General features: G+C 32.2%; 23 protein-coding genes and 1 riboswitch. Of the genes, 13 read left to right on the forward strand and 10 right to left on the reverse strand.

Features of this window, described 5'->3' with window-relative positions; genetic code table 11:
* Positions 1 to 131 precede the first annotated feature (131 nt).
* The 5 genes from LQ686_RS05990 to LQ686_RS06010 all read right to left on the reverse strand — a co-directional run bounded on the left by LQ686_RS05990 (position 132) and on the right by LQ686_RS06010 (position 4,599).
* Positions 132 to 965, reverse strand: a complete 834-nt coding sequence (locus LQ686_RS05990) for a DUF6612 family protein (RefSeq protein WP_107565969.1) — start codon at positions 963 to 965, stop codon at positions 132 to 134.
* A 169-nt stretch (positions 966 to 1,134) separates the two neighbouring features.
* Positions 1,135 to 1,824, reverse strand: coding sequence for an ABC transporter permease (locus LQ686_RS05995; protein WP_107565968.1), 690 nt, complete (start codon positions 1,822 to 1,824; stop codon positions 1,135 to 1,137).
* Positions 1,825 to 1,826: 2 nt separating this feature from the next.
* Entirely contained in the window at positions 1,827 to 2,777 is a 951-nt protein-coding gene (locus LQ686_RS06000) for an osmoprotectant ABC transporter substrate-binding protein (RefSeq protein ID WP_037588621.1), read from the reverse strand.
* A 15-nt stretch (positions 2,778 to 2,792) separates the two neighbouring features.
* Positions 2,793 to 3,428: an ABC transporter permease gene (locus tag LQ686_RS06005; RefSeq protein ID WP_107565967.1), complete on the reverse strand. Its 636-nt coding sequence runs from the start codon at positions 3,426 to 3,428 to the stop codon at positions 2,793 to 2,795.
* A 13-nt stretch (positions 3,429 to 3,441) separates the two neighbouring features.
* Positions 3,442 to 4,599, reverse strand: coding sequence for a betaine/proline/choline family ABC transporter ATP-binding protein (locus LQ686_RS06010; protein WP_107565966.1), 1,158 nt, complete (start codon positions 4,597 to 4,599; stop codon positions 3,442 to 3,444).
* A 252-nt stretch (positions 4,600 to 4,851) separates the two neighbouring features.
* On the opposite strand from LQ686_RS06010, the gene LQ686_RS06015 reads away from it, so the two are divergent.
* The 5 genes from LQ686_RS06015 (at position 4,852) to ribH (ending at position 10,442) form a co-directional block, all read left to right on the forward strand.
* Complete coding sequence (locus LQ686_RS06015) at positions 4,852 to 6,366, forward strand: FAD/NAD(P)-binding protein (protein ID WP_103361433.1); 1,515 nt, start codon at positions 4,852 to 4,854, stop codon at positions 6,364 to 6,366.
* 441 nt (positions 6,367 to 6,807) lie between these two features.
* Positions 6,808 to 6,940: riboswitch (FMN riboswitch) on the forward strand.
* Positions 6,941 to 7,083: 143 nt separating this feature from the next.
* Positions 7,084 to 8,130, forward strand: coding sequence for a bifunctional diaminohydroxyphosphoribosylaminopyrimidine deaminase/5-amino-6-(5-phosphoribosylamino)uracil reductase RibD (ribD, locus tag LQ686_RS06020; RefSeq protein ID WP_107565965.1), 1,047 nt, complete (start codon positions 7,084 to 7,086; stop codon positions 8,128 to 8,130).
* A gap of 4 nt (positions 8,131 to 8,134) precedes the next feature.
* Complete coding sequence (locus tag LQ686_RS06025) at positions 8,135 to 8,767, forward strand: riboflavin synthase (RefSeq protein ID WP_037588611.1); 633 nt, start codon at positions 8,135 to 8,137, stop codon at positions 8,765 to 8,767.
* Positions 8,768 to 8,778: 11 nt separating this feature from the next.
* Entirely contained in the window at positions 8,779 to 9,951 is a 1,173-nt protein-coding gene (gene ribB / locus LQ686_RS06030; RefSeq protein ID WP_107565964.1) for a 3,4-dihydroxy-2-butanone-4-phosphate synthase, read from the forward strand.
* Between the two features lie 20 nt (positions 9,952 to 9,971).
* Entirely contained in the window at positions 9,972 to 10,442 is a 471-nt protein-coding gene (ribH, locus tag LQ686_RS06035; protein ID WP_107565963.1) for a 6,7-dimethyl-8-ribityllumazine synthase, read from the forward strand.
* Between the two features lie 40 nt (positions 10,443 to 10,482).
* Here the strand turns inward: ribH and LQ686_RS06040 are convergent, their stop codons facing one another.
* Entirely contained in the window at positions 10,483 to 11,487 is a 1,005-nt protein-coding gene (locus LQ686_RS06040; RefSeq protein WP_107565962.1) for a proline dehydrogenase family protein, read from the reverse strand.
* Between the two features lie 245 nt (positions 11,488 to 11,732).
* Positions 11,733 to 12,083: a DUF805 domain-containing protein gene (locus tag LQ686_RS06045; RefSeq protein WP_107565961.1), complete on the reverse strand. Its 351-nt coding sequence runs from the start codon at positions 12,081 to 12,083 to the stop codon at positions 11,733 to 11,735.
* 605 nt (positions 12,084 to 12,688) lie between these two features.
* Here LQ686_RS06045 and LQ686_RS06050 point away from each other — a divergent pair.
* Complete coding sequence (locus LQ686_RS06050; protein WP_025905246.1) at positions 12,689 to 13,024, forward strand: hypothetical protein; 336 nt, start codon at positions 12,689 to 12,691, stop codon at positions 13,022 to 13,024.
* 42 nt (positions 13,025 to 13,066) lie between these two features.
* Here the strand turns inward: LQ686_RS06050 and LQ686_RS06055 are convergent, their stop codons facing one another.
* Positions 13,067 to 13,576 (reverse strand): gamma carbonic anhydrase, encoded by a 510-nt coding sequence (locus LQ686_RS06055; RefSeq protein WP_239733210.1) that lies wholly within the window; start codon positions 13,574 to 13,576, stop codon positions 13,067 to 13,069.
* Between the two features lie 84 nt (positions 13,577 to 13,660).
* Here LQ686_RS06055 and LQ686_RS06060 point away from each other — a divergent pair, with 84 nt between their 5' ends.
* The 4 genes from LQ686_RS06060 (at position 13,661) to LQ686_RS06075 (ending at position 16,679) form a co-directional block, all read left to right on the forward strand.
* Positions 13,661 to 14,479, forward strand: a complete 819-nt coding sequence (locus LQ686_RS06060; protein WP_025905248.1) for an alpha/beta fold hydrolase — start codon at positions 13,661 to 13,663, stop codon at positions 14,477 to 14,479.
* Positions 14,480 to 14,560: 81 nt separating this feature from the next.
* Complete coding sequence (locus LQ686_RS06065; protein WP_107591017.1) at positions 14,561 to 14,968, forward strand: transcriptional regulator, SarA/Rot family; 408 nt, start codon at positions 14,561 to 14,563, stop codon at positions 14,966 to 14,968.
* 302 nt (positions 14,969 to 15,270) lie between these two features.
* Positions 15,271 to 15,807, forward strand: coding sequence for a helix-turn-helix domain-containing protein (locus tag LQ686_RS06070; RefSeq protein WP_107618185.1), 537 nt, complete (start codon positions 15,271 to 15,273; stop codon positions 15,805 to 15,807).
* Positions 15,804 to 16,679: an IS3 family transposase gene (locus tag LQ686_RS06075; RefSeq protein ID WP_345772675.1), complete on the forward strand. Its 876-nt coding sequence runs from the start codon at positions 15,804 to 15,806 to the stop codon at positions 16,677 to 16,679. The genes LQ686_RS06070 and LQ686_RS06075 overlap by 4 nt, the downstream gene beginning before the upstream one ends.
* 265 nt (positions 16,680 to 16,944) lie before the next feature.
* Here LQ686_RS06075 and mnmM read toward each other — a convergent pair whose 3' ends face one another.
* Positions 16,945 to 17,502, reverse strand: coding sequence for a tRNA 5-(aminomethyl)-2-thiouridylate-methyltransferase MnmM (mnmM, locus tag LQ686_RS06080; protein WP_107565161.1), 558 nt, complete (start codon positions 17,500 to 17,502; stop codon positions 16,945 to 16,947).
* Positions 17,499 to 18,458, reverse strand: a complete 960-nt coding sequence (mnmL, locus tag LQ686_RS06085) for a tRNA modification radical SAM protein MnmL/YtqA (protein ID WP_107565162.1) — start codon at positions 18,456 to 18,458, stop codon at positions 17,499 to 17,501. The genes mnmM and mnmL overlap by 4 nt, the downstream gene beginning before the upstream one ends.
* Positions 18,459 to 18,577: 119 nt before the next feature.
* Here mnmL and LQ686_RS06090 point away from each other — a divergent pair, with 119 nt between their 5' ends.
* The 3 genes from LQ686_RS06090 (at position 18,578) to LQ686_RS06100 (ending at position 22,762) form a co-directional block, all read left to right on the forward strand.
* The gene (locus LQ686_RS06090) at positions 18,578 to 19,753 is read left to right on the forward strand and encodes an MDR family MFS transporter (RefSeq protein WP_025905261.1); all 1,176 of its coding nucleotides are present in this window, start codon (positions 18,578 to 18,580) and stop codon (positions 19,751 to 19,753) included.
* A gap of 291 nt (positions 19,754 to 20,044) precedes the next feature.
* A complete protein-coding gene (gene leuS / locus LQ686_RS06095; protein WP_107565164.1) occupies positions 20,045 to 22,429 on the forward strand; it encodes a leucine--tRNA ligase in 2,385 nt (794 codons plus the stop codon).
* Positions 22,430 to 22,450: 21 nt separating this feature from the next.
* Positions 22,451 to 22,762 carry a rhodanese-like domain-containing protein gene (locus LQ686_RS06100; protein WP_107565165.1) on the forward strand — a complete coding sequence of 104 codons (312 nt, stop codon included), beginning with the start codon at positions 22,451 to 22,453 and terminating at the stop codon, positions 22,760 to 22,762.
* The last annotated feature ends 32 nt before the right edge of the window (positions 22,763 to 22,794 follow it).

Genomic DNA, 22,794 nt, shown 5'->3' on the forward strand with positions numbered 1-22,794 from the left:
AATATTATTCTAGCATGTAGAGATGCATTTTTTAATACAACGGTGAAACCATACTGTACCATACGCATAGCGTATGGTTTTAATTACACAATCAAAAAAGACTCGAGGCATTAACCTCGAGTCTTTACTATTTATGATGCTTTATCTGAACTGTTTGATGAACTACTGCTTGATGAGCTAGATGATCCGCCTTGCAAGTCTTCTATTTTTTTAGCGTCTTTTGCTTCATCTGGAATCTTAATTTCATCAATTTTGTTTAACTTATTATAAGTGACGTTTGTCTTCATATCAGCAGTTTCGTCATCTTTAGTTAATTTAGCATTTAATTTGTATGAATCAATATGATTATCTTTATTTACTTTCAATACGGCATTACCTTTTACTTTATCAACTTGTGATTCAAATTGTTCTAGTTGATCTTTGTTACCTGAGGCGTTAGCTAACTTAGTGAAATCTTCTTTGTTTTTGATGTCATATGTAAGTTCATATCCATCGTCAACTTTTTTAGATTTCGCATCTTTAAAAGCACTTAAAGTTTTTGCGTATTTTTCATAATTTAATTGGTCTAGAGAACTATCGATATTCATATTTTCTACTTGAGAAGATAAGTCTACCCATTGATCATCTACTTTAGCAATCATTTTATCGCCTTGTACATAAATTGACATTTTCTGACCAGCTTGGTCCATATCTAATTTAGCTGTTTCTTTTTCATCAACATCCATGCCAACTTCTACAGTTTGACTATCTTCGCCTTCAGCAGAAACTTCGATTTTGTTATCAGTATGATAACTTTTAACATCTTTCGCACTACTTTGTAAGTCTTTTACGACTTGGCTAGAACTTTTAGTATCATCTTTCTTTTCTGATTTTGTATCAGAATCTGAACTATCTGAGCCATTCCCGCATGCTGCTAAAACAAGTGTTGATGATAAAAATAAACTTCCAAGTATTCTATATTTCATATTACTTCCTCCTTTGTTTTAACTATACTAACACTATGCAATTCATAATAGCAAAAAATTATATAATTACATAAGTTATGAATGTAAATTATTTGAGTTTTTTCTTAGGTGAAAGTATTAAAATAACAATAGTTGCTACAATTACTTTAAATATAAATTTCATTTAATATCACTCCGAAAGTGTTTGAGGTTGTGGACCTTTTTGCTTTCTCTTTGTTGGGTCTAATTTCTTTTCAATATATCCTAAAAATAAATCACTTAATACTGCTAATAAAGCGGTAGGGATTGCACCGGCTAAGATTAATGATGTACCATCAGTAGCGTTTGTACCTCTAATAATGATATCACCAAGTGTAGATGATCCAATAAATGATCCGATTGCAGTAACACCAATTGCAATAACGAACGCGATTCTTATACCACCAATCATTACAGATAAAGAAAGGGGAAGTTCAACCATCGTTAAGATTTGACGTGATGTCATACCCATACCTTTACCAGCATCTTTAATACTAGAATTTACGTTATTAATTCCGGTATACGTATTTTTGATAATCGGTAATAAAGCGTATAAGAATACTGTCATAACAACAGTGTTTGAACCAAGTCCCATCACAAGCATTAATATAGCAAGTAGGGCAAGTGCTGGAACCGTTTGAATAATATTAGCTAGTGAAATGACAAAGCCAGATAATTTAGAATATCTAGCAATGAAAATGCCTACTGGTATACCTATTATAACCGCAAATAACACACCATAAACAGAAATAAGTAAATGAGTTAGAAAAAGTTGAAATATATATCCACCATTTGTTGCATAATAATCGACTAATTGTGACCATACATTATTATCAACCACTATTACTCACCATCCTTTTCATCGTCAAAATAATTGTGCTTTTTAAGGAATTCTTCAGCTACTACAGCAGGTTCTTTAAGGTTGTTATCTGCTTCGTAGTTTAATTTTTGCATTTGTTCTGTTGAGATTTTTCCTCTTAATTTATTCATTGCACGATCAACATAAGGTTTTTCTTTAATTAAAGATTTTGTAACTAATGGACTTGCATCGTATGGTGGGAAGAAGTTCAAGTCATCTTCAAGCACAACTAAATCATAGCTCGCAATTCTTCCGTCTGTTGTATAACCTAAAACAACGTCCATTTTACCTGTGTTTAACGCATCATATACAAGGCCGATTTGCATTGGACGAGTACGTTTAAAATCGAAACCATATTTTTCTTTAAATGCTGGGTATCCATCGCCAGGACGTTTCATCCAAGATGAATCAACGCCAGCTTCTAATTTATTTGCTACTTTTTTCATATCTGAAACTTTTTTAAGGTTGTATTTCTTCGCTGTCTCTTTCGTAACCATCATGGCATAAGTGTTTTCAAAACCATATGAACCATACCATTTTTGGTCATAATCTTTATCGAATGCATCTCTCACTACTTTTAAAGCTTTTTTAGGATCGGTGATAGGGTCTTTACCTAATGCACCTGTTAAATCAGTTCCCGTATATCTAGCACTTGAAATGTTAACATCTCCACTATTTTGAGCATTAAATGTAACAGTTGATGATCCTAAATTATTGATAAGCTGTATGTTGTTTTCTTTTACGTTATCTTTTTTAGCTTCATGTTCTATCATTAATTTATCTATGTGTCCCATAATTTGTGATTCACTTGTATTTTGCATACCTATTTTTATTGAGTTTTCATCACCTGAAGCGCCAAGAAAAGGTAATGAACATCCAGATAAAATGACAGATAAAGCCATGATAGGCAATAACAGTTTAAAATATCTATTCATGTTTATATTTCCTCCTTATCTTGAAACTTTTAACCCTTTAGGTGTAACCCATAGTTCAACTTTAGAAAGTACAAAGTCCATAATAAGCGCGATTAATGTAACACTTATGGCACCGCCAATAATTAAATCAGGTTGGTATAAGTTCAAACCATTAAAGATAAAGTCACCTAAACCACCAGCACCAATGAAACTTGCTAATGTTGCCCAACTGATTGCATAAACACTTGATAAACGTACGCCACTCATAATAACTGATATAGCAAGTGGTAATTCAATCATGAACATCTCTTGGAATTTTGTCATTCCCATACTAAGTCCTGCTGCTTTAACATTTTTATCAACATTATTGATGCCGATATATGTGTTGTTTAAAATTGGTAATAAGATATAAATAAATAATGCTAAAATGGCAGGTAATTTACCAACACCTAAGAAAGGAATCATAAGTGCTAATACTGCTAATGACGGAACGGTTTGTAGAACACTTGCAATAGATAATACGAGTTTGGCTAACTTTTTAGTTCGTGTTAATAAAATGCCAAGAGGTATCGCTACGATCATTGCTAAAAGTAAAGCTAATAATGAAATATAGAAGTGTTCCAGTGTTTTCTGAAGTAGTTCGTTTCCGTTAACTTGTAAGAATTCGATCACTATTTTTCACTCCTTATTTTATATCACTTTTTTCAGTTACTTCTTCTATTTCTTCTGTTTGTCCCCATATAGAATCGTAAACAATATCTACTAAGCTTGCTCTTGTTATAACACCTTTTATGTAATATTGTTCATCAACCACAGGAATTAATCTCACATTTCGTTTTAAAATTGTACGAACAGAGTCTTGAAGCATCGTACCTGTCTTAACTGTATAAATATCTCGATGCATAATATCGATAATGTCTGATTTTTTTCGATATCCTTCGTTTAAATCTTCAATATCAATATATCCAACAAGTTTACCTTTTACATTTGTAATAAATAGCGTATCTACGCGTCGCTCTCTCATAATTGAAACAGCTTCGTCTATTGTTTTCTCAGAAGTGATGGCAATTGGGTCTTTCATTGCATCATCAACAACACGTATGTTAGGTCTATCTTGTATAAGTCTGTTTTGACCGATAAACTCACGTACGAAATCATTAGCTGGATTTTTTAAAATATTATTTGGTGTATCAAATTGAATGATTTCACCTTGAGACATAATACAAATTCTATCTGCTAATTTAATCGCTTCATCCATATCATGCGTTACAAATATAATGGTTTTACCCAGTTTTTGTTGCAGCGTCTTAACAAGGTCTTGCAATGTATCTCTCGTAATAGGATCTAACGCACCAAATGGTTCATCCATTAAAATGATATCTTGGTCTGCAGCAAGTGCTCTTACAACACCAATACGTTGTTGTTGTCCACCAGATAATTGAGATGGATATAAATCTAAATATGATTCTGGTAAGTCTACTAATTTAATAAGTTCTTTAGCTTTTTTCTCTTTTTCTTCTTTAGTCCATTTAAGTAATTTAGGTACTAATACGATATTTTCACGTATTGTCATATGTGGCATTAAACCAATTTGTTGAATGACATAACCTATATTTCTTCTTAAATTAACTGGATTCATCTTGCTTAAATCTTTACCGTCAAGCGTAATTGTCCCGCTAGTTGGCTCAATCATGCGGTTAATCATTCTTAAAGCAGTTGTCTTCCCGCTACCACTCGTACCGATAAAAGCTATGAATTCACCAGATTCAATTTCCATATTGATGCTATTAACGGCTTTTTTACCGCCACGATAAACTTTAGTTAAGTCTTGGATTGATAACATAACACTTCTCCTTTTTTTGAAATTTATAATAATGACGTTTATTATTATAACACAATAGTTGCATAATTATGAAAATCGCCCAAATCGTGTAATTTATGTTTATTGTTATTTAAAAAAAGGAATAAATACAAAAAGTGTGAATGAGACTAATGTTATATATAAAGACATATTATGTTTTCCACATGTATAATAGATTTATAAAATTGAATGATTTTTGCATAATATGCATTGAGAGATTTGGAGGGGTACAATTTGAAAGTAGCTATAATAGGAATGGGAACGGCTGGTGTTAGTACGTTAAATCAATTAGCAAAGCATAAAAAATTCAAAAAAATAACCGTAGATATATTTGATAGTGTCGAAGATATGGGTATGGGCAAGCCATTTCAAAATGATAGTGATCGTTTACTCATTAACTTACCAGCTAATCAAATGTCTTTAAGTCCAGATGATACGAAAGATTTTAAAAAATGGTATAAGAAAAATGATGATTTTGACTATGGTAAAGCGAAATATTTACCACGATTAGTATTCGGTCATTATATGAAATCTATTTTAAATGACTTGTTAAATAAACACGATAATATATTCGTACATAAGCATAAAGTTGATAGTTGCTATGTCGAAGAAATTAAAGATGAAAGAGGTCAATATAAAATAGATGTCTGTTATATAGAAGATGATGAAGCGGTATGTCAAAAGTATGACTATGTATTTTTGACAATAGGAACTTTACCTTATAAAGATCCATACAATTTATCTGGATTAAAAGGCTATATTGAATCACCATATCCAACAATTAAAGCATTGCGTGATGTAAAAGAAAATGACGATATTGCGATAATTGGAACGGGACTTAGTTCAATAGATGTCATTAGATTTGTGATGGAAAATCATAAACAACTGCCTATAACTGTAGCATCAAGACATGCTCAATTTCCGACAGTTAGAGGTATTAAACATGAAATTAATTTGAAGTATATTACGAAAGATGCAATAGAAAAATTAAAAAAGACGCATAAAGGTATCGCACCATTAAAAGAAATAGAAAACCTCTTTGCAAAAGAATGTGAATATCAAAATATTAACTTGAAGAAAATGCTTTATCGATTTAAAAAAGATAATGTAGCAAATATGAAATATGATTTAAGACATGAAGATGAAGTAGGGCATTTCCAATCATTTGTTGAAGAAGTAAAACATCATATGATTCCTGTTTGGAATGCCATGACACTCGATGATAAGACGACATTTTTAGAAAAGTATGGACATCACTTTAAACGTAATGCGAATCCAATGCCTCAATCATCTGCTAAACAATTAATCGAATGGATTGAAAATGGAGATATTGTCGTTAAAGAAGGTTTAGAAAATGTACGAAAATATTACGGTAAATTTAGAATTAAATATGAAGGTGAACAAGAAGAATCAAGTTATCATTATGTCATAAATGCAACTGGTCCTAAAAAACATTTGTCAGAACTGACAGAAGAAGAGCATTTTATTAAAGGATTAGAGAACAAACAAATTATAGCTGCACATCCATTTGGAGGTATTCTAGTCATGCCATATTCAAATGAAGTTATTAGTCCTAAATTCGGTACAATGCCTAATTTAAAAGTGATTGGACAATTAACAAGTGGTGTTAATTTTGATGTAAATGGCGTTTCACTATTAGTCGATCAATCCGTAAGAGCAGTCAATGACTTATATGTTGAATTAGAAGAAAGAAAAAAAGTTAAAAAGGCAAAATCTAAAAAGAAATAGAATAAAGGAAGTTGAAATGTAAGCTTGAGACAGTGTTTGATGTCTCAAGCTTATTTTTATGTACGGGTGATGGGGCTTTAGAAGCAGTTTTGGCTGAAAGTGCAAATAAGAATACCAGTATTAACACTTCTGAGTAGTTTTGTAATTAAGGCCGTCCATAGTAACAAATCGGACGAGTTTTGTAAATAAGGGGTCTATAGTTACACTTCAGCCGACTTTTGTAACTAAGGCCCCCGTTATAAACAAGTTTGACCAGAAGTGTTTAAAACAACCCCGTTATGAACAAGTTTGGTCAGAAATGTTCACAAAGCCCGCCGTTATCAGCTTTTTAAAACCATCAGACAAACACCTGCTAAATAAATTTAACTTCTTCATTTGTAATTCTTAGTGAAATGGTATAGAATGATGTCATCAGTGATTACTGATATATAATTTAATAATATATTCTTTCGGGGCAGGGTGAAATTCCCAACCGGCGGTATAATAGCCCGCGACCCATAAGTGATTTTTCATTTATGGCTGATTCAGTAACATTCTGAAGCCGACAGTATAGTCTGGATGGGAGAAAGAATAGACGACAGCGTATGCTATACGCTTATTTCGTTATACTTAAAATGTTAAAGTCTTTTTTCATAAAAGGCTTATTTCGTGATGCATTTTTACTCCCAACCACCGAAAAGTGATTTTCGGTGGTTTTTATTTTTAGGAGGTAAAGAAATGAATCAATATTTAGATTTTGCAATTGATTTAGCTGAACGTGTACAAGGGCAGACGGGTACGAATCCTTCTGTTGGTGCAGTAATTGTTAAAGATCATAAAATCATAGGTTTTGGAGCGCATTTAAAAAAGGGTGAAGCACATGCTGAAATACAAGCTTTAAAAATGGCAGGTGAAGATGCTCAAGGTGCAACAATATATGTTTCTTTAGAACCTTGTTCACACTATGGATTAACACCACCTTGTGCGCAAGCGATTATCGACAATGGTATTCAATCAGTTGTATATGCAGTTAAAGATGGTTCTCTTAAAAATAGTGGTCATGAAATGTTGTACGAAGCTGGAATAGATGTAAAACATGAGCCTTCAAAAAGAGCAGAAGACTTATATGAGGCATTTTTTCATCAACAACAAACGAAATTACCTTTTATTACTTTGAAAATTTCTACGAGTCTAGATGGTAAAGTTGCGACAGATTACAAAGAAAGTAAATGGATTACATCTAAAGAAGTTAAACAAGATGTATTAAAATTGCGCTCACAACATGATGCAATTATGACAGGTGGGATGACAGTACGAGAAGATAATCCATTATTAACTTCTCGTAATCCTGAGTTAAGTAATCCAACTAGAATTGTATTAACAGAGCAATCAAGCTTTGAAGGTGATTATGAAATATTCAAAGATGAAGATAATCCTGTAGTTGTTGTAACGAGTTCGGAATCATTTCACACGTATGAGAATCAACATATTAAAGTTAAGAACAGTGATTTATCAAATTTAAAAACGATTATGAAAGATTTATATGAAGAAGGATATGCTCAAGTGATGGTTGAAGCAGGTCCTAAACTTGTAAGTCAGTTTATAGAACAAGACTTAGTAGACCAATTAATTATTTATCAAGCCCCGAAGATGATTGGTGGTCAAGGAAAATATCAATATTATCAAACGCATGATGTCGTTCCTTTATCCAATAGTAAATTATTTGAAATTATATCAACAGAAATCATTGGTGGAGATCTTAAAATAACATTAAGAAAGAAGTGACAAGATGTTCACAGGACTCATTGAAACAGTTGGTGTAATCAAGAATACAAGCACAAACCAAGGCGTTAAAACATTAACAATTGAAGCCACTGAAATAATGGATGATTTATCACTAGGTGATTCCGTTGCTGTTAATGGTGTTTGTCTGACCGTTACTGAGAAAGCAAGTTCTACTTTTAAAGTGGAAGTGATTACTGGAACAATCTCAGTAACTTATTTAGAACATTTGAAAATGAATGACAAAGTCAATCTTGAAAGAGCGATGTTAGCGAATGGGAGATTTGGCGGTCATTTTGTAAGTGGACATGTAGATGGTCAAGGCATTATTAAACATATTTCAAAAAGACAAGATGAATGGATTATTGAAATATCTACAGAAGCGCATTTATTAAATCAAATGATTGATAAAGGATCTATCACAGTTGATGGTGTTAGTTTGACAATTTTTAAATTATATCCTCAAAAATTTGAAATTCATTTAATCCCTGAAACGAGAGATCGTACAATCTTTGTTAATAAAAAACAAGGCGACAGCGTACATATTGAAACGGATTTGTTATTTAAATATGTGCAGAAAGCAACAGGACAAAATCATTCAAATTTATCCGAAGAGAAATTACTTAATCTAGGATTTTAGGAGGCTATAACATGTTTGATAACGTAGAAGATGCCATACAAGAACTTAAAAGTGGTAAACCGATTATTGTAGTAGATGATGAAGATAGAGAAAATGAAGGTGACCTCGTCGCTATATCTGAGTATTTAACAGCTGAAACGATTAATTTTATGGCTTCACATGCGAGAGGTTTAATCTGTGCACCGATTAGTAGTGAAATTGCCCAACAATTTGGCTTGAAATTGATGACTGAAACAGGTGATAAATATAAAACTGCATTTACTGTAAGTATTGATCATGCATCGAGTACGACAGGGATTAGTGCTTTTGAAAGAGCAGATACGATTAAAGCATTAATTAATGAAACGTCACCGTCAGCATTTGTTCAACCAGGTCACGTATTTCCGTTAATAGCTAAAGACAATGGTGTTCTTGAAAGAATAGGTCATACAGAAGCTTGTGTTGATTTAGCGAAACTTTCTGGAGCGAAACCAGCTGGTGCTATTTGTGAAATTATGAATGATGATGGCACGATGGCTCGTAGAGATGATTTATATCAATTTAAACGTAAACATGGTTTGTTAATGATAACGATTGATGAACTTGTAAAGTATAGAAAACGACATGATCAAATTATTCATCTTGAATCTAAAGTTAAATTACCAACTTCATACGGTGAATTCGATATGTACGGCTTTACATCTCAATTAGACGATAAAGAATATATTGTCATTAGTTCAGGAGAAATCAAAAATGGTATGAATGTACGTATTCATTCTGAATGTGTGACAGGTGATATTTTCCATAGTGCTAGATGCGATTGTGGAGAACAGCTTGAATATTCAATGAAATACATTCAAGAACATGGTGGCATGATTTTATACTTACCTCAAGAAGGTAGAGGAATAGGTCTGATCAATAAACTTAAAGCGTATGAACTTATTGAACAAGGTTATGACACGATTACAGCTAATGAAGCTTTAGGCTTTGAAGCGGATTTAAGAGATTATACTGAAGCGAGTCAGATTTTGAAATACTTTAATATAGAAGAAATACAACTCATCAGTAATAATCCAGATAAATTTAATCAATTACAAGATTTAGGTATACATGTTTCTAATAGAGTTCCAGTTGTCATTGAACCGAACGAAACAAACGCATCATATATCAATACTAAAAAGCATGAAATGGGTCATTTAATATAAAATAGAATGGAGTTTTTAAAATGAAATTTGAAGGTAAAATGGATGGATCACAATTAAAAGTAGCATTCGTCGTGAGTAGATTTAACGATTTTATAACAGATCGCTTATTAGATGGAGCTAAAGATACTTTAATCAGACATAACGTGGATGAAGAAAATGTTCATGTCGCATATGTACCTGGAGCGTATGAAATTCCTTTAGTAGCTAAAAAGTTAGCGAAGTCAGGTAAATACGATGCAGTCGTAACATTAGGCTGTGTCATTAGAGGGGCGACTACACATTATGATTATGTATGTAATGAAGTTGCGAAAGGTATTTCTAAAGTAAATGATGAAACGGAAGTACCTGTAATATTTGGAATCGTAACGACAGAAACAATTGAACAAGCGATTGAAAGAGCAGGAACAAAAGCAGGTAATAAAGGTGGAGATGCTGCCTTAGCTGCAATTGAAATGGCAAACTTACTTAAAAATATCGAAACACAAATATAAAACCAATGAAGCCAGGACAAGCGTCCTGGCTTCTTATGTGTTATTTTTTCTTACCCTTAGCAATGCCGCCAATACCCAATAGGGTTAAGCCAGCTAATACACTAGCTCCGATAGCGATTTTTCCTTTATTCTTTTCACTAAAGATATCTAATAACATTAAATTAATATTTTGAGGTCTTTCAGCTAATCTTCTCATAAAGTAACCGAACCAGTCTTCCCCAAATGGTACGTACATACAGAAGTTATAGCCTTCGTTAGCAATTTGATATGCATAGTCAGTTCTAAAACCATATAACATTTGGAATTCAAATGAATCTCTTGAAATGTTATGATCTTTAACAAATTGTTTAACGTGATTAATAACATTATGATCGTGTGTTGCAATAGAAGTGAATGCTTTAGCAGTTAATAATCTTTTTTCAATCAATGCTATATAATTTTTATCAATTTCTTCTTTAGTTTGAAAAGCAATATGTGGTGCTTCTTTATATGCACCTTTTACTAATCGTAAACGTACATCATTGTATTTATCCATAATATTCATAGCATCAAATAAGTATGCTTGAATAACTGTTCCTACATTTTTAAATTCACCTTTAAGTTTATCTACTATTTCTGTAGTTCCTACTAAATCTTCATATTTTTCAGCATCGATGTTTACAAATGTATTTCCGTATTCATGAGCTTTTAACAAAATTTCTCTCGTATTTTGATAAGCAAACTCTCTATCTATATTAAGACCTAATTGTGTAAGTTTAATAGATACATGCGCATCAATATTAGCATTGTAGTTTCTACGCATAATTTCAACAATATTTTGTTGAGCTTCTAAAGCTTCTTGACGTGATGTTACGAATTCCCCTAAATTATCTAACGTACATGAAATTCCCTTCATATTTAATCTTTCAACTGTATCGATTGTTGAATCAATATCAACGCCCGCTACCACCTTGTTTGCACCTAGTGCAGGACCCATTTTCTTAGCTGATTCATTCATGAATTTGTTGTTAGATAATGCAATAAAAAAATCTTTTACGACAGGCATAGCAAGTCCTCCTTAAATATATATGTTCATTTAATTTATTTTATCATGGAAATACAAATTTAGTTAAGCGTTTACATTTTTAATATAATGCAAAATTATACTAATTATGAATTCTGACACGAAAAAGAACGCCCCCGTAAGGCATTCCATAATATTGACAATATTTTGACCGAAATTAGAAATTGTATACACGTATATTAATGTAGTTTAATTAGATTTGTATAATGCCATTGAACAATTAAATCTTAAGCGTATTTAGGACTTTCTCCATATTTGTTTGGTGCTTTATGTCCGTCACCACACGCCATAATTAGTATTGCTAGATTCAAAAAGAAACAGATAATCATTAAAACAGCATATAGCACAATCACAATTGTACTAGTAACGGAAGTATTAAATAAACTATATAAAATATTTAAAATAAAAGTGAATGCATAAGTAATAGTAGGAAATATCATTGTCATATTTAAATCATGGAATCTTCTATTTGTTATTGAAATAGCAGCAACAAATGTTGCGATATTAAATATGCTAGAAACAATAACTGTAATCAGTTCAGGGATGGGTAGTACTGTAATTAATAGATTACCTAGCATAGTGATAATGATTGTAGCAAGTATTGGATACTAAAATTCTTTACGTCTAGATCGACCGTGAATATTAAAAGCATTTAACCAAAATAGTTTGTAGTAATGCACCATAATAAATCCCTCCAATAATACTTTTCTAAGATGTAGTTAATACTATTATATACATAAATGGATAAAAAAGGAATTTATATTGTAATAAAGAAACTGATTGGGAAGATCAGTTTCTTTGTTAATTCATTATTATTTAATTTTTTTAATATTGCTTATTATGGTTTAGGGGGTTGATGATGAAGTGACTTGCTCATAGTTTGGTGAAATGGGTTCTGCTGCTATGCTAATTGCATGTGGTAGAAATGTGAATATAAATAAAGAAATAATTATTTTTTTAAAGAAATGCATTTTATCATGCTCCTTTAAAGGCGTCTTATGTTACATCTTTAAAGTAACACGACAATATGAATTGATTGCTAATTCAATGTAAAGATTTAATGGCTATTAATGTTAATTTTATGTTAAGGAAAGCGATGAATCTTTAAAGTATCTTAATAATTATAGCTCGTTTACCGTGATATAATGAATGTATTAGAAATGACTATAAAGGAGAAATCGGGATGTTTAGGGATATGGCATTTTATATGTTTGGGAAACCTTTAGATAGTTTCGTACAATTGTTTATTTTTGAACCGATTGTGATTGGTATAATAGCAATTTTAGTGGCGATGATTACTAAAAAGTCATGGACAGTTTTTATAACAATTATAGCTTTAAATATTATTGATAATTTCTTACTCGTTAACTACCACTTTAGTGGGGCAGGTATAGGCACAATATTAGTTCAGAATGTTGTCTTCTTCTTTGAGAAGTTCTTCTCAATGTTTTATGAGATAATTATCGCTTATATCGTTGTAAAATTACCGTTTATGCATAGCAAATTTAAAATAGCGTAATGAAAAAGGATTGGGACATCGTGTCTCAATCCTTTTTGTTATTTATTGATCTGCTTTATAAATCTCAGCTTTTTCAATATATGATGCATTGATTCTTTTTAATTCATTATAATCATCTTCTGTTAGTTCTCTAATGACTTTTGCAGGACGACCAAACGCTAACGTATGTGGCGGGATTTTCTTACCTGGTGGAACGAGTGACCCAGCACCGATAAATGCATATTCTCCAATTTCTGCACCATCAAGAATTGTTGAATCCATTCCGATTAACGCGTGCTTGCGAATAATATTAGAATGTAATGTCACTTTATGACCAACTGTTACAAAATCTTCTATTATAAGTGGTTGGTTAGGGCTTTGGTGTAAACAACATAAATCTTGGATATTAACACCTTCACCAATAATTGTAGGGGCAACATCTCCTCTAATAACTGAGTTAAACCATACTGAACTTTTAGGACCTATCGTAATATCACCGATTAAAGTTGCATTGTCAGCAATATAACAGCTTTGATCGATTTGTGGTTTTTGACCTTTAAAAGATTTAATCATTCAAGATTCTCCATTCTTTTGAAAAATTTTGTTATACTAAGTTTAACAAAAAAGTAGCTATTTAGGTAAAAGGAGTAATATATTATGTGGAAATGGGAAACTGAGAAAGAAGCTAAAGGAATTGTAGTAATTGTACATAATATGCTAGAACATACAGGAAGATACGCATACGTAATCACTAAGCTACGAAGAGAAGGTTACCACGTTATTATGGGTGACTTAAAAGGGCAAGGACAAACTTCCCGTGTACATAGAGGACATGTTGATAAATTTGAAGAATACCATGAGCAAGTACTTGAATGGATATCTATTGCAGAAGAATATCACTTACCAGTATTTACATTAGGTGTTGGTCTAGGTGGACTTATTCTTCTTAATTTATTAGAAAAAGTAGATTTAAAAGTAGAAGGCGTACTATTGATTTCACCGTTAGTTGCTTTTCAACAAAATATTTCAACAAGACGTAATTTCTTAGCTTCAAGTTTCGGTACAGTTGCGAAAGATGCTAAATTTGATACAGGTATTAAAGTAGAAAGTTTAACAAGAAATAAAGAAGTAATAGATGATACGAATAAAGATGCTTTAATGCTAAATAAAGTGAGTTACCACTGGTATAAGACCATTTTAGAAACGATGAAAGCAACAATGGAAAATATTCACCACATATCTCCAATTCCTACATTACTGATGCTAGGTACAGAAGATAAAATAGTAGATACAGAATCAATCCGACAAATCGGTAAAACAATCAATACAAACGAATTATATTTCAAAGCTTGGCATGGACTTAATCATGAAGTACATAATGAACCAGAACGCGAAAATGTTATGAAATATATCATTTCATTTATGAATAATCGCATTCACTATGTAGGATTATTAATAGATGATGAAACAGAATAATTTGTAAAATATCATACAAATAAGCTTAAACGTTACTATATCGGGTATATAAAACATATAGAGAACGTTGGAGGCGAGTTTATGACAGAGAACGTAAATAACGTAAGTGACTTAATTCTATTAGATGATATTCAAAAAAATATAAATATTATTTTTTATAAAATCGAAGAAAAGTTTGATATAGAAAAAGAAGAGTTTCTTACATTAATCATGTTATGGAATAATGGATCAATGAGTTTGAAAGAGTTGGATGGTTATATAGATATTAAGCCATACAAACGAACAAGATTATACAATAACCTTGTGAAAAAAGGGTGGATTAAGAAAGTACGCCCAGAGAATGATGAAAGAACAGTAATTGTTGAAGTGAATAAAGACTTCGAAGACAAGAAAGATGCAATAATCGATTTCGCTTGTGAAGAAATCAAGAATAGAAAAGAACATTTTGAAAAACAATTTGAGTCAATCGTTAATACATGTAATATATAAAAACGCAAACCTGATGAGCAGGTTTGCGTTTTGTCATTTTTGAAGAATTTTGGGGAGGTATATAGGTTTTGGCTGCAGGGATTAAGAAAAAAGATTGTTAAAAAATGAGTGAGCAGTTTAAGGGTGGAAAAAATGTGAGTTAAAGGGGTAATAAACCCACGAGATTTGGGAAGATGTGAGTTAAAGAAGGAATAAACACACGAGATTTGGCTTAATGTGTGAATAAAGCCAAGAGATGAGCGAAGTCTGATGTGAACCCAAATATTTGACCTAAACAAATCAAAATATTGGGGTGCATTCTAATGAGGAAAAAATATGAATTTAAATTCAAACTAAAACTTGTAAAAGAATATTTAGAAGGACATCAAAGTTATAGAACAATTGCTTTAAAATATGGTGTTTCAAGTTGGTCTGTACTTCGGATTTGGGTCAATCAATATAAAGAGTTCGGAGAAGAAGGCTTAGAAGTAAAAAGTAGAAATACTGTTTATACTAGCGAATTTAAATTATCTGTTTTAAAATTTAGACAAGAAAATATGTTGTCTTATCAAGATACTGCGAATCACTTTAGGATTATTAATCCTATTATCATTGCCAATTGGCAACGTCAGTTTGATGAAAAATGTCGTCTTGATATAGATAATAAACAAAAGGGACGATCTCACACTATGACTAAAAAACGAGCTAAATCAGATAATAAAAATTTACCTTTAAATGAAAATGAACGTGAAGAACTTGAAAGACTTAGAAATGAAGTCGAGACGTTAAAGGCAGGTATAGCTTATCAAAAAAAGTTACAGGCCTTGACCGACATTTACGGAAGCAAAAATCAGAAATAGTAAAGGTCATTAAGGCATTACATGAAATATATAATATACGATTAAGTATCTTATTTAAAGTCGCTCAAATAGCTAAATCTGTATACTATTATTGGATAAATCAATTTAGTAAAGCTAATAAAGATGAAACATTGATTCAAGTAATAAAAGAAATATGTGAAGAATCAAACCATACCTATGGTTATCGTCGTGTTACACAAGCACTAAGAAATAGAGGTCTTATCGTAAATCATAAAAAAGTACTAAGAATCATGAAAGAATATAATCTAACTTGTACAAAGTTCACACATAGAGGCCGTAAGTATCGTTCCTTTAAAGGTAAAGTTGGTAAAGTAGCTCAAAATATATTAAATCGTAGATTTATAACAAGTCTCCCATTTCAAAAAGTCGTAACAGATATTACAGAGTTCAAATTAATGAATGGTCAGAAATTATATTTATCACCTTTTATGGACTTATATAGTTCAGAGATTATAAGCTTTAAAATCTCAAGTCGTCCTACATTAGATATAGTCATCAATCCATTAAAAGAAATGATAGAGCGTCGTCCAAACCTAGACCACCGTTTAACGATTCATTCAGATCAAGGCTGGCATTATCAACATTCACAATACACTAGATTATTAAAAGACCATAAAATATTTCAAAGTATGTCTAGAAAAGGTAATTGTCTAGATAATTCAGTTATGGAAAACTTTTTTGAGTTACTTATACAAGAAATGTATTATGGCCAAGAATTTAAGGATTTTCAGGACCTTGAACAAGCTATTCATCGATATATCAATTTTTATAATAACGAAAGAATTAAATCAAAATTAAAAGGCTTATCTCCCAAAAATTTCAGGAGACAAACCTTTGAAATAATATACTAATTAAGGTTTAGATTTTTGGGTTCAGTACAGAGATAGTCCAAGTCGTGGCTTAAGTACTGAATAAAGCCAAAAGATGAGCGAAGTCATGGCTTAAGTACTGAATAAAGCCAAGAGATGAACTAAATCTTGGCTTAAGTCTTGAATAAAGCCAAGAGATGACCCCAGCCTTACATCAACCACCAATATATCCATAAAATTCAAAGTGCACATATAACGAAAAACGCAAACCTAACTCAAGGTTTGCGTTTACTCATATTACTCATTTTTATCTTTTTTCTATTGCTAGTATATATGGTGGATTATTTTTTTGGTTTATAAATTGATAGTGAAGTACGTGTGCTGATTGTTGATCTATTGAACTTACGTAATTGATGACTTCGTTAGATTCAATCTGTCCTTCTGGGTGTCCTGGATACACGACTAATACGATGATGCCATTTTTACTTGTCATTTCGAATAGACTTTCAATTGCTTTAATTGTTGTCGGTGCATTCGTTGTAATATGTTTATCGCCTTTTGGTAAATAGCCTAAATTAAATATTGATGCGTCTATTTGCTCATGACGTTCTTTTATTATAGATGCTGCATTTTTATGACTTGTTTGATAATAACGGATATTACTAAATGCTTCTGTTTTGATTTTAGTATTTTTAATGGCTTCTTCTTGTATATCGAACGCATATACTTCTCCATTTGGAACTTGATTAGCAAGGAAAAGTGTATCGTTGCCGTTTCCACATGTTGCATCAACTACGATACTCTTGTCCGTTATATGTGTTGCTATTAAATCTCTTGCGAATGGTAAAATTCCTTGAACAATCATTTTTGAACTTTTTCTGCTTTCTTGAATTTAGAGCCTTGCATTGTGCCACGTTCTTTAAGTTCATTGTCTATAGCGTTAAGGACTTCCCACTTATTTACACTCCACATAGGGCCAACCATTAAATCGATAGGGCCATCACCTGTAATACGATGAATGATCATTTCTTCTGGTAAAATTTCTAATTGGTCACATACGAGTTGCGTATAATTGTCTTGAGTCATGAATTCAAGCATACCTTTTTCGTATTGTTTAACCATTGGTGTACCTTTAAGTAGGTGTAATAAATGAATTTTAATGCCTTGAACATCCATTTGTGCGACTTCTTTCGCTGTTTCCATCATCATATCGTAATCTTCACCAGGTAAACCGTTAATGATATGTGTACATATATTGATATTATGCTTTCTTAATTTAGCGATACCTTCGTAATAGCATTTCATATCATGAGCACGGTTAATTAAATCAGATGTTTCTTGGTGTACAGTTTGTAAACCAAGTTCTACCCATAAATATGTTCTTTCATTTAATTCTGCTAAGTATTCTACAACATCATCTGGTAGGCAGTCTGGTCTTGTCGCAATTGATAGTCCAACTACATTTTCTTCTGATAAAGCAGCTTCGTATTTTTCTCTTAATACTTCAACTGGTGCATGCGTATTTGTAAAAGCTTGAAAATAAGCGATATATTTTCCTTCAGACCATTTCTCATGCATCTTGTCTTTAATTTCTTTAAATTGTACATGGATTGGTTCTGCACGATTACCTGCAAAGTCACCGCTCCCGGCTGCCGAACAAAATGTACAACCCCCATGAGCTACTGTACCGTCACGGTTTGGGCAATCAAATCCACCATCTAATGCTATTTTAAAAATCTTCTCACCAAATTTATTTCTTAAGTGATAATTCCATGTATGATATCTTTTGTTATCAAATGCATAACGGAATTGTTCTGTCATTATATTTCACATCCTGTTCTACAAACTTATCTAAAGCATTTTAACATATAATATTGAACTTTTGCAGAAAAAGGTTTAGACTATTAAAATTGACAAAATTTGAGAGGAGGTCGAAATCCTTGAGAATGCCGAAAATTGTTAAAATGCTCATCATAGGAATGGCGATTAATATTACAGGATCGAGTTTCTTATGGCCACTTAATACAATATATATGAATGAAGAATTAGGTAAGAGTTTAAGTACAGCTGGTATCGTTTTAATGATTAATGCATTCGGGAGTGTAATCGGGAATTTATTAGGCGGAAGTTTATTCGACAAAATTGGTGGGTTTCGTTCTATTATTTTTGCCTCTATTTTAAATATTTTAAGTTTAATCGGGTTAAACTTTTTAAATGATTGGCCATGGTATCCATTTTGGCTTGTGATACTTGGTTTCGGTGGAGGCGTGATTGTGCCAGCTATTTATGCAATGGCTGCTGCGAGTTGGCCAAACGGTGGACGTACAACATTTAATGCGATTTATCTTGCACAGAACTTAGGTGTTTCTATTGGGGCTGCAGCAGGTGGATTTGTAGCGGACTTTAGCTTTAATTATATTTTTATGGCGAACTTACTACTATATGTCGTGTTTATCATAATAGCATTAAAATATTACAACATAGATTTAGATATTCATTTGAAAAATGATGAAGGCATCACGAGTGCTATGCAAGTTAAAGATAAAAGTAAATTCACTGCACTTATACTTCTATGTGTTATGTTTAGTTTATGTTGGATCGGTTATGTTCAGTGGCAAACAACAATTGCAACTTATACACAGTCAGTTGGAATTTCCTTAAAACAATATAGTTTCCTTTGGACAATAAATGGTGTATTGATATTAGCAGGACAACCTTTAATTGCGCCATTTATCAATAGATTTAAAGAGAAATTGAAATTACAAATGTTTATAGGGCTGACGATTTTTATTTTAAGTTATGTGATTACAAGCTTTGCTGAGCAATTTACAATGTTTGTTGTAGGGATGGTTATTTTAACATTTGGAGAAATGTTTGTATGGCCAGCAGTACCTGCAATCGCAAATAAATTAGCACCTAAAGGCAGAATGGGCGCATATCAAGGTATTGTAAACGCATCTTCAACAGTAGGGAAAGCATTCGGTCCAGTTGTAGGTGGCGTAATAGTTGATATGTTTGATATGAAAATGATGTTTTACAGTATGATATTACTTATTTTAATAGGTTATTACTTCTTATACATTTATGATAGAGGTATTCCAAAGCAAGATACATGATATTAATAAATAAGACTTGCAAAATATATTGAAATTGCATAATATTAGGATGTATATAAGTAAAGTAGCTTTAATGCGAATCTTAAGAGAGTCAGTGGTGCTGTGAACTGATGATATCCATTAAGTGAACTTATGAACGAATTATTATTTATTAAAAGCAATCTTAAACCATATAAATGAAGAGCACTTAATTGTGAATTCTGGGTGGTACCGCGGCATATTTATTCAAGTCGTCCCAACTGTTATGATGGTTGGGATGGCTTTTTTTTATTTTATAGGAGGAACGAACAAATGAATTATAATCATCAACAAATTGAAAAGAAATGGCAAGATTTTTGGGCAGCTAACAAAACATTTAAAGCTAACGATAATCTTGGACAAAAGAAATTCTACGCTTTAGATATGTTTCCATATCCATCTGGCGCTGGTTTACACGTAGGACATCCTGAAGGTTATACAGCTACAGATATCGTCTCAAGATATAAAAGAATGCAAGGTTACAATGTACTTCACCCAATGGGTTGGGATGCATTTGGTTTACCAGCTGAGCAATATGCTATCGATACAGGGAATGACCCTAAAGAATTTACAGCTAAAAATATTGCGACTTTTAAAAGACAAATTCAAGAGCTAGGTTTCTCATATGACTGGGATAGAGAAGTGAATACAACTGACCCAGATTACTATAAATGGACGCAATGGATTTTCATTCAATTATATAATAAAGGATTGGCATATGTTGATGAAGTAGCAGTAAACTGGTGCCCAGCATTAGGTACAGTATTATCTAATGAAGAAATTGTTGATGGTGTTTCAGAACGTGGAGGACATCCAGTTGTTCGTAAACCAATGAGACAATGGGTATTAAAAATTACTGAATATGCAGATCGTTTATTAGAAGATTTAGATGAATTAGATTGGCCTGAATCTATTAAAGATATGCAAAGAAACTGGATTGGTAGATCTGAAGGTGCTGAATTAAAATTCAATATTGATAATACAGATTTATCATTTGAAGTATTTACAACTCGTCCAGATACAATTTATGGTGCAACTTTTGCTGTACTTTCTCCAGAACATCCTTTAGTAGATTTAATTACGACTGAAGATGAAAAAGAAGCAGTTGAAGCATATAAATTAGCAGCATCACGTAAATCTGACTTAGAAAGAACAGATTTAGCAAAAGATAAAAGTGGTGTATTCACTGGTGCATTTACAACAAACCCATTCACTGGTAAAAAAATGCCGATTTGGGTTGCTGATTATGTGTTAATTAGTTATGGAACAGGTGCAGTAATGGCAGTTCCAGCACATGATGAAAGAGATGCTGAGTTTGCAGAGAAATTCAATTTAGATATCATCACAGTATATGATGAAGATGGTAAAATGATTGATTCAGATGTATTAAATGGCTTAACAAAAGAAGAAGCGGTACCTAAAGCGATTGAATTACTTGAAGAAAAAGGTATTGGTCATAAAAAAGTAAGCTATAAATTAAGAGATTGGTTATTTAGTAGACAACGTTATTGGGGTGAACCAATTCCAGTTATTCATTGGGAAGATGGTACAATGACAACAGTTCCTGAAGAAGAACTTCCATTAATCCTACCTGAAACAGATCAAGTTAAACCATCAGGTACAGGAGAATCACCTTTAGCTAATATCGATGAATTCATTAATGTTGTAGATCCTAAGACAGGTATGAAAGGTCGTCGTGAAACGAATACGATGCCACAATGGGCAGGAAGCTGTTGGTATTACTTAAGATATATCGATCCACATAACAATGAACAATTAGCTGATCCTGAAAAACTTAAACACTGGTTACCAGTAGATTTATATATCGGTGGTGTAGAACATGCCGTGCTTCATCTATTATATTCAAGATTCTGGCATAAAGTGTTATACGATATCGGTGTAGTACCAACTAAAGAGCCTTTCCAAAAATTATTTAACCAAGGTATGATTCTTGGTGAAGGTAATGAAAAAATGAGTAAATCAAAAGGTAATGTTGTTAACCCTGATGATATTGTACGTTCTCATGGTGCAGACACATTACGTCTATATGAAATGTTCATGGGTCCTTTAGATGCAGCAATTGCATGGAGTGAAAATGGATTAGACGGTTCACGTCGTTTCTTAGATAGAGTATGGCGTTTATTTGTTACAGAAGAAGGGAACATTACGGATAAGGTCGTTGAAAATGAAACTCCAGACCTAGACAAAGTGTATAACCAAACAGTTAAGAAAGTAACTGAAGACTTCGATACACTAAACTTCAATACTGCAATCAGTCAAATGATGGTATTCATTAATGATTGTTATAAACAAGATCAAATCAATAAAGCATATGCTGAAGGTTTTGTTAAAATGTTATCACCAATTGCGCCACATATTTCTGAAGAATTATGGCAAAAACTTGGTCATAACGATACTTTATCTTATGAAGTATGGCCAACATTTGATGAGTCATTACTAGTAGATAACGAAATAGAAATTGTTATCCAAGTTAACGGTAAACTAAAAGACAAAATTAAAATTTCTAAAGATTTATCGAAAGATGAAATGGAAGCAGTAGCGATGGATAATGAAAAAATCAAAGAAGCGATTGAAGGTAAAACAGTCCGTAAAGTGATTGCAGTTCCACAAAAGTTAGTTAATATCGTAGCAAATTAATCAATTAGGAGTGTTCTAGTGATGAAAGAAATTACAGTAACAGAATTAGCAGAAAAAATTACATCTAATAGCCCAATTAATATAGTTGATGTGAGAGAAGATCATGAAGTAGCTCTAGGTGTAATCCCTGGTGCTAAACATATTCCAATGGGAGAAATTCCAAATGAATTAGATCATTTCTCTAAAGACCAAACATATTATATTGTATGTGCAGGTGGCGTTAGAAGTGCTCGAGTAGTTGATTATTTAAATGACCACGACATTGATGCAGTAAACATAGAAGGCGGCATGAATGAGTGGGGCGACGATGGTTTAGAAAACAAAAGAGTTTAATGAAGAAATAAATAAGGCTGAGACATTTTTTA

Origin of the sequence: Mammaliicoccus sp. J-M41 (assembly GCF_022385935.1) — a bacterium.
Taxonomy (GTDB): Bacteria; Bacillota; Bacilli; order Staphylococcales; family Staphylococcaceae; genus Mammaliicoccus; species Mammaliicoccus sciuri_A.

Excerpts from the sequence above, each read along its gene's own strand:
- LQ686_RS05990 (WP_107565969.1), bottom strand. The coding sequence starts at position 965 with ATGAAATATAGAATACTTGGAAGTTTATTTTTATCATCAACACTTGTT.
- LQ686_RS06000 (WP_037588621.1), bottom strand. The coding sequence starts at position 2,777 with ATGAATAGATATTTTAAACTGTTATTGCCTATCATGGCTTTATCTGTC.
- LQ686_RS06010 (WP_107565966.1), bottom strand. The coding sequence starts at position 4,599 with ATGTTATCAATCCAAGACTTAACTAAAGTTTATCGTGGCGGTAAAAAA.
- ribD (WP_107565965.1), top strand. The coding sequence starts at position 7,084 with ATGAATCAATATTTAGATTTTGCAATTGATTTAGCTGAACGTGTACAA.
- LQ686_RS06025 (WP_037588611.1), top strand. The coding sequence starts at position 8,135 with ATGTTCACAGGACTCATTGAAACAGTTGGTGTAATCAAGAATACAAGC.
- ribB (WP_107565964.1), top strand. The coding sequence starts at position 8,779 with ATGTTTGATAACGTAGAAGATGCCATACAAGAACTTAAAAGTGGTAAA.
- ribH (WP_107565963.1), top strand. The coding sequence starts at position 9,972 with ATGAAATTTGAAGGTAAAATGGATGGATCACAATTAAAAGTAGCATTC.
- LQ686_RS06040 (WP_107565962.1), bottom strand. The coding sequence starts at position 11,487 with ATGCCTGTCGTAAAAGATTTTTTTATTGCATTATCTAACAACAAATTC.
- LQ686_RS06045 (WP_107565961.1), bottom strand. The coding sequence starts at position 12,083 with ATGCTAGGTAATCTATTAATTACAGTACTACCCATCCCTGAACTGATT.
- LQ686_RS06050 (WP_025905246.1), top strand. The coding sequence starts at position 12,689 with ATGTTTAGGGATATGGCATTTTATATGTTTGGGAAACCTTTAGATAGT.
- LQ686_RS06055 (WP_239733210.1), bottom strand. The coding sequence starts at position 13,576 with ATGATTAAATCTTTTAAAGGTCAAAAACCACAAATCGATCAAAGCTGT.
- LQ686_RS06060 (WP_025905248.1), top strand. The coding sequence starts at position 13,661 with ATGTGGAAATGGGAAACTGAGAAAGAAGCTAAAGGAATTGTAGTAATT.
- LQ686_RS06065 (WP_107591017.1), top strand. The coding sequence starts at position 14,561 with ATGACAGAGAACGTAAATAACGTAAGTGACTTAATTCTATTAGATGAT.
- LQ686_RS06070 (WP_107618185.1), top strand. The coding sequence starts at position 15,271 with ATGAGGAAAAAATATGAATTTAAATTCAAACTAAAACTTGTAAAAGAA.
- mnmM (WP_107565161.1), bottom strand. The coding sequence starts at position 17,502 with ATGATTGTTCAAGGAATTTTACCATTCGCAAGAGATTTAATAGCAACA.
- mnmL (WP_107565162.1), bottom strand. The coding sequence starts at position 18,458 with ATGACAGAACAATTCCGTTATGCATTTGATAACAAAAGATATCATACA.
- leuS (WP_107565164.1), top strand. The coding sequence starts at position 20,045 with ATGAATTATAATCATCAACAAATTGAAAAGAAATGGCAAGATTTTTGG.
- LQ686_RS06100 (WP_107565165.1), top strand. The coding sequence starts at position 22,451 with ATGAAAGAAATTACAGTAACAGAATTAGCAGAAAAAATTACATCTAAT.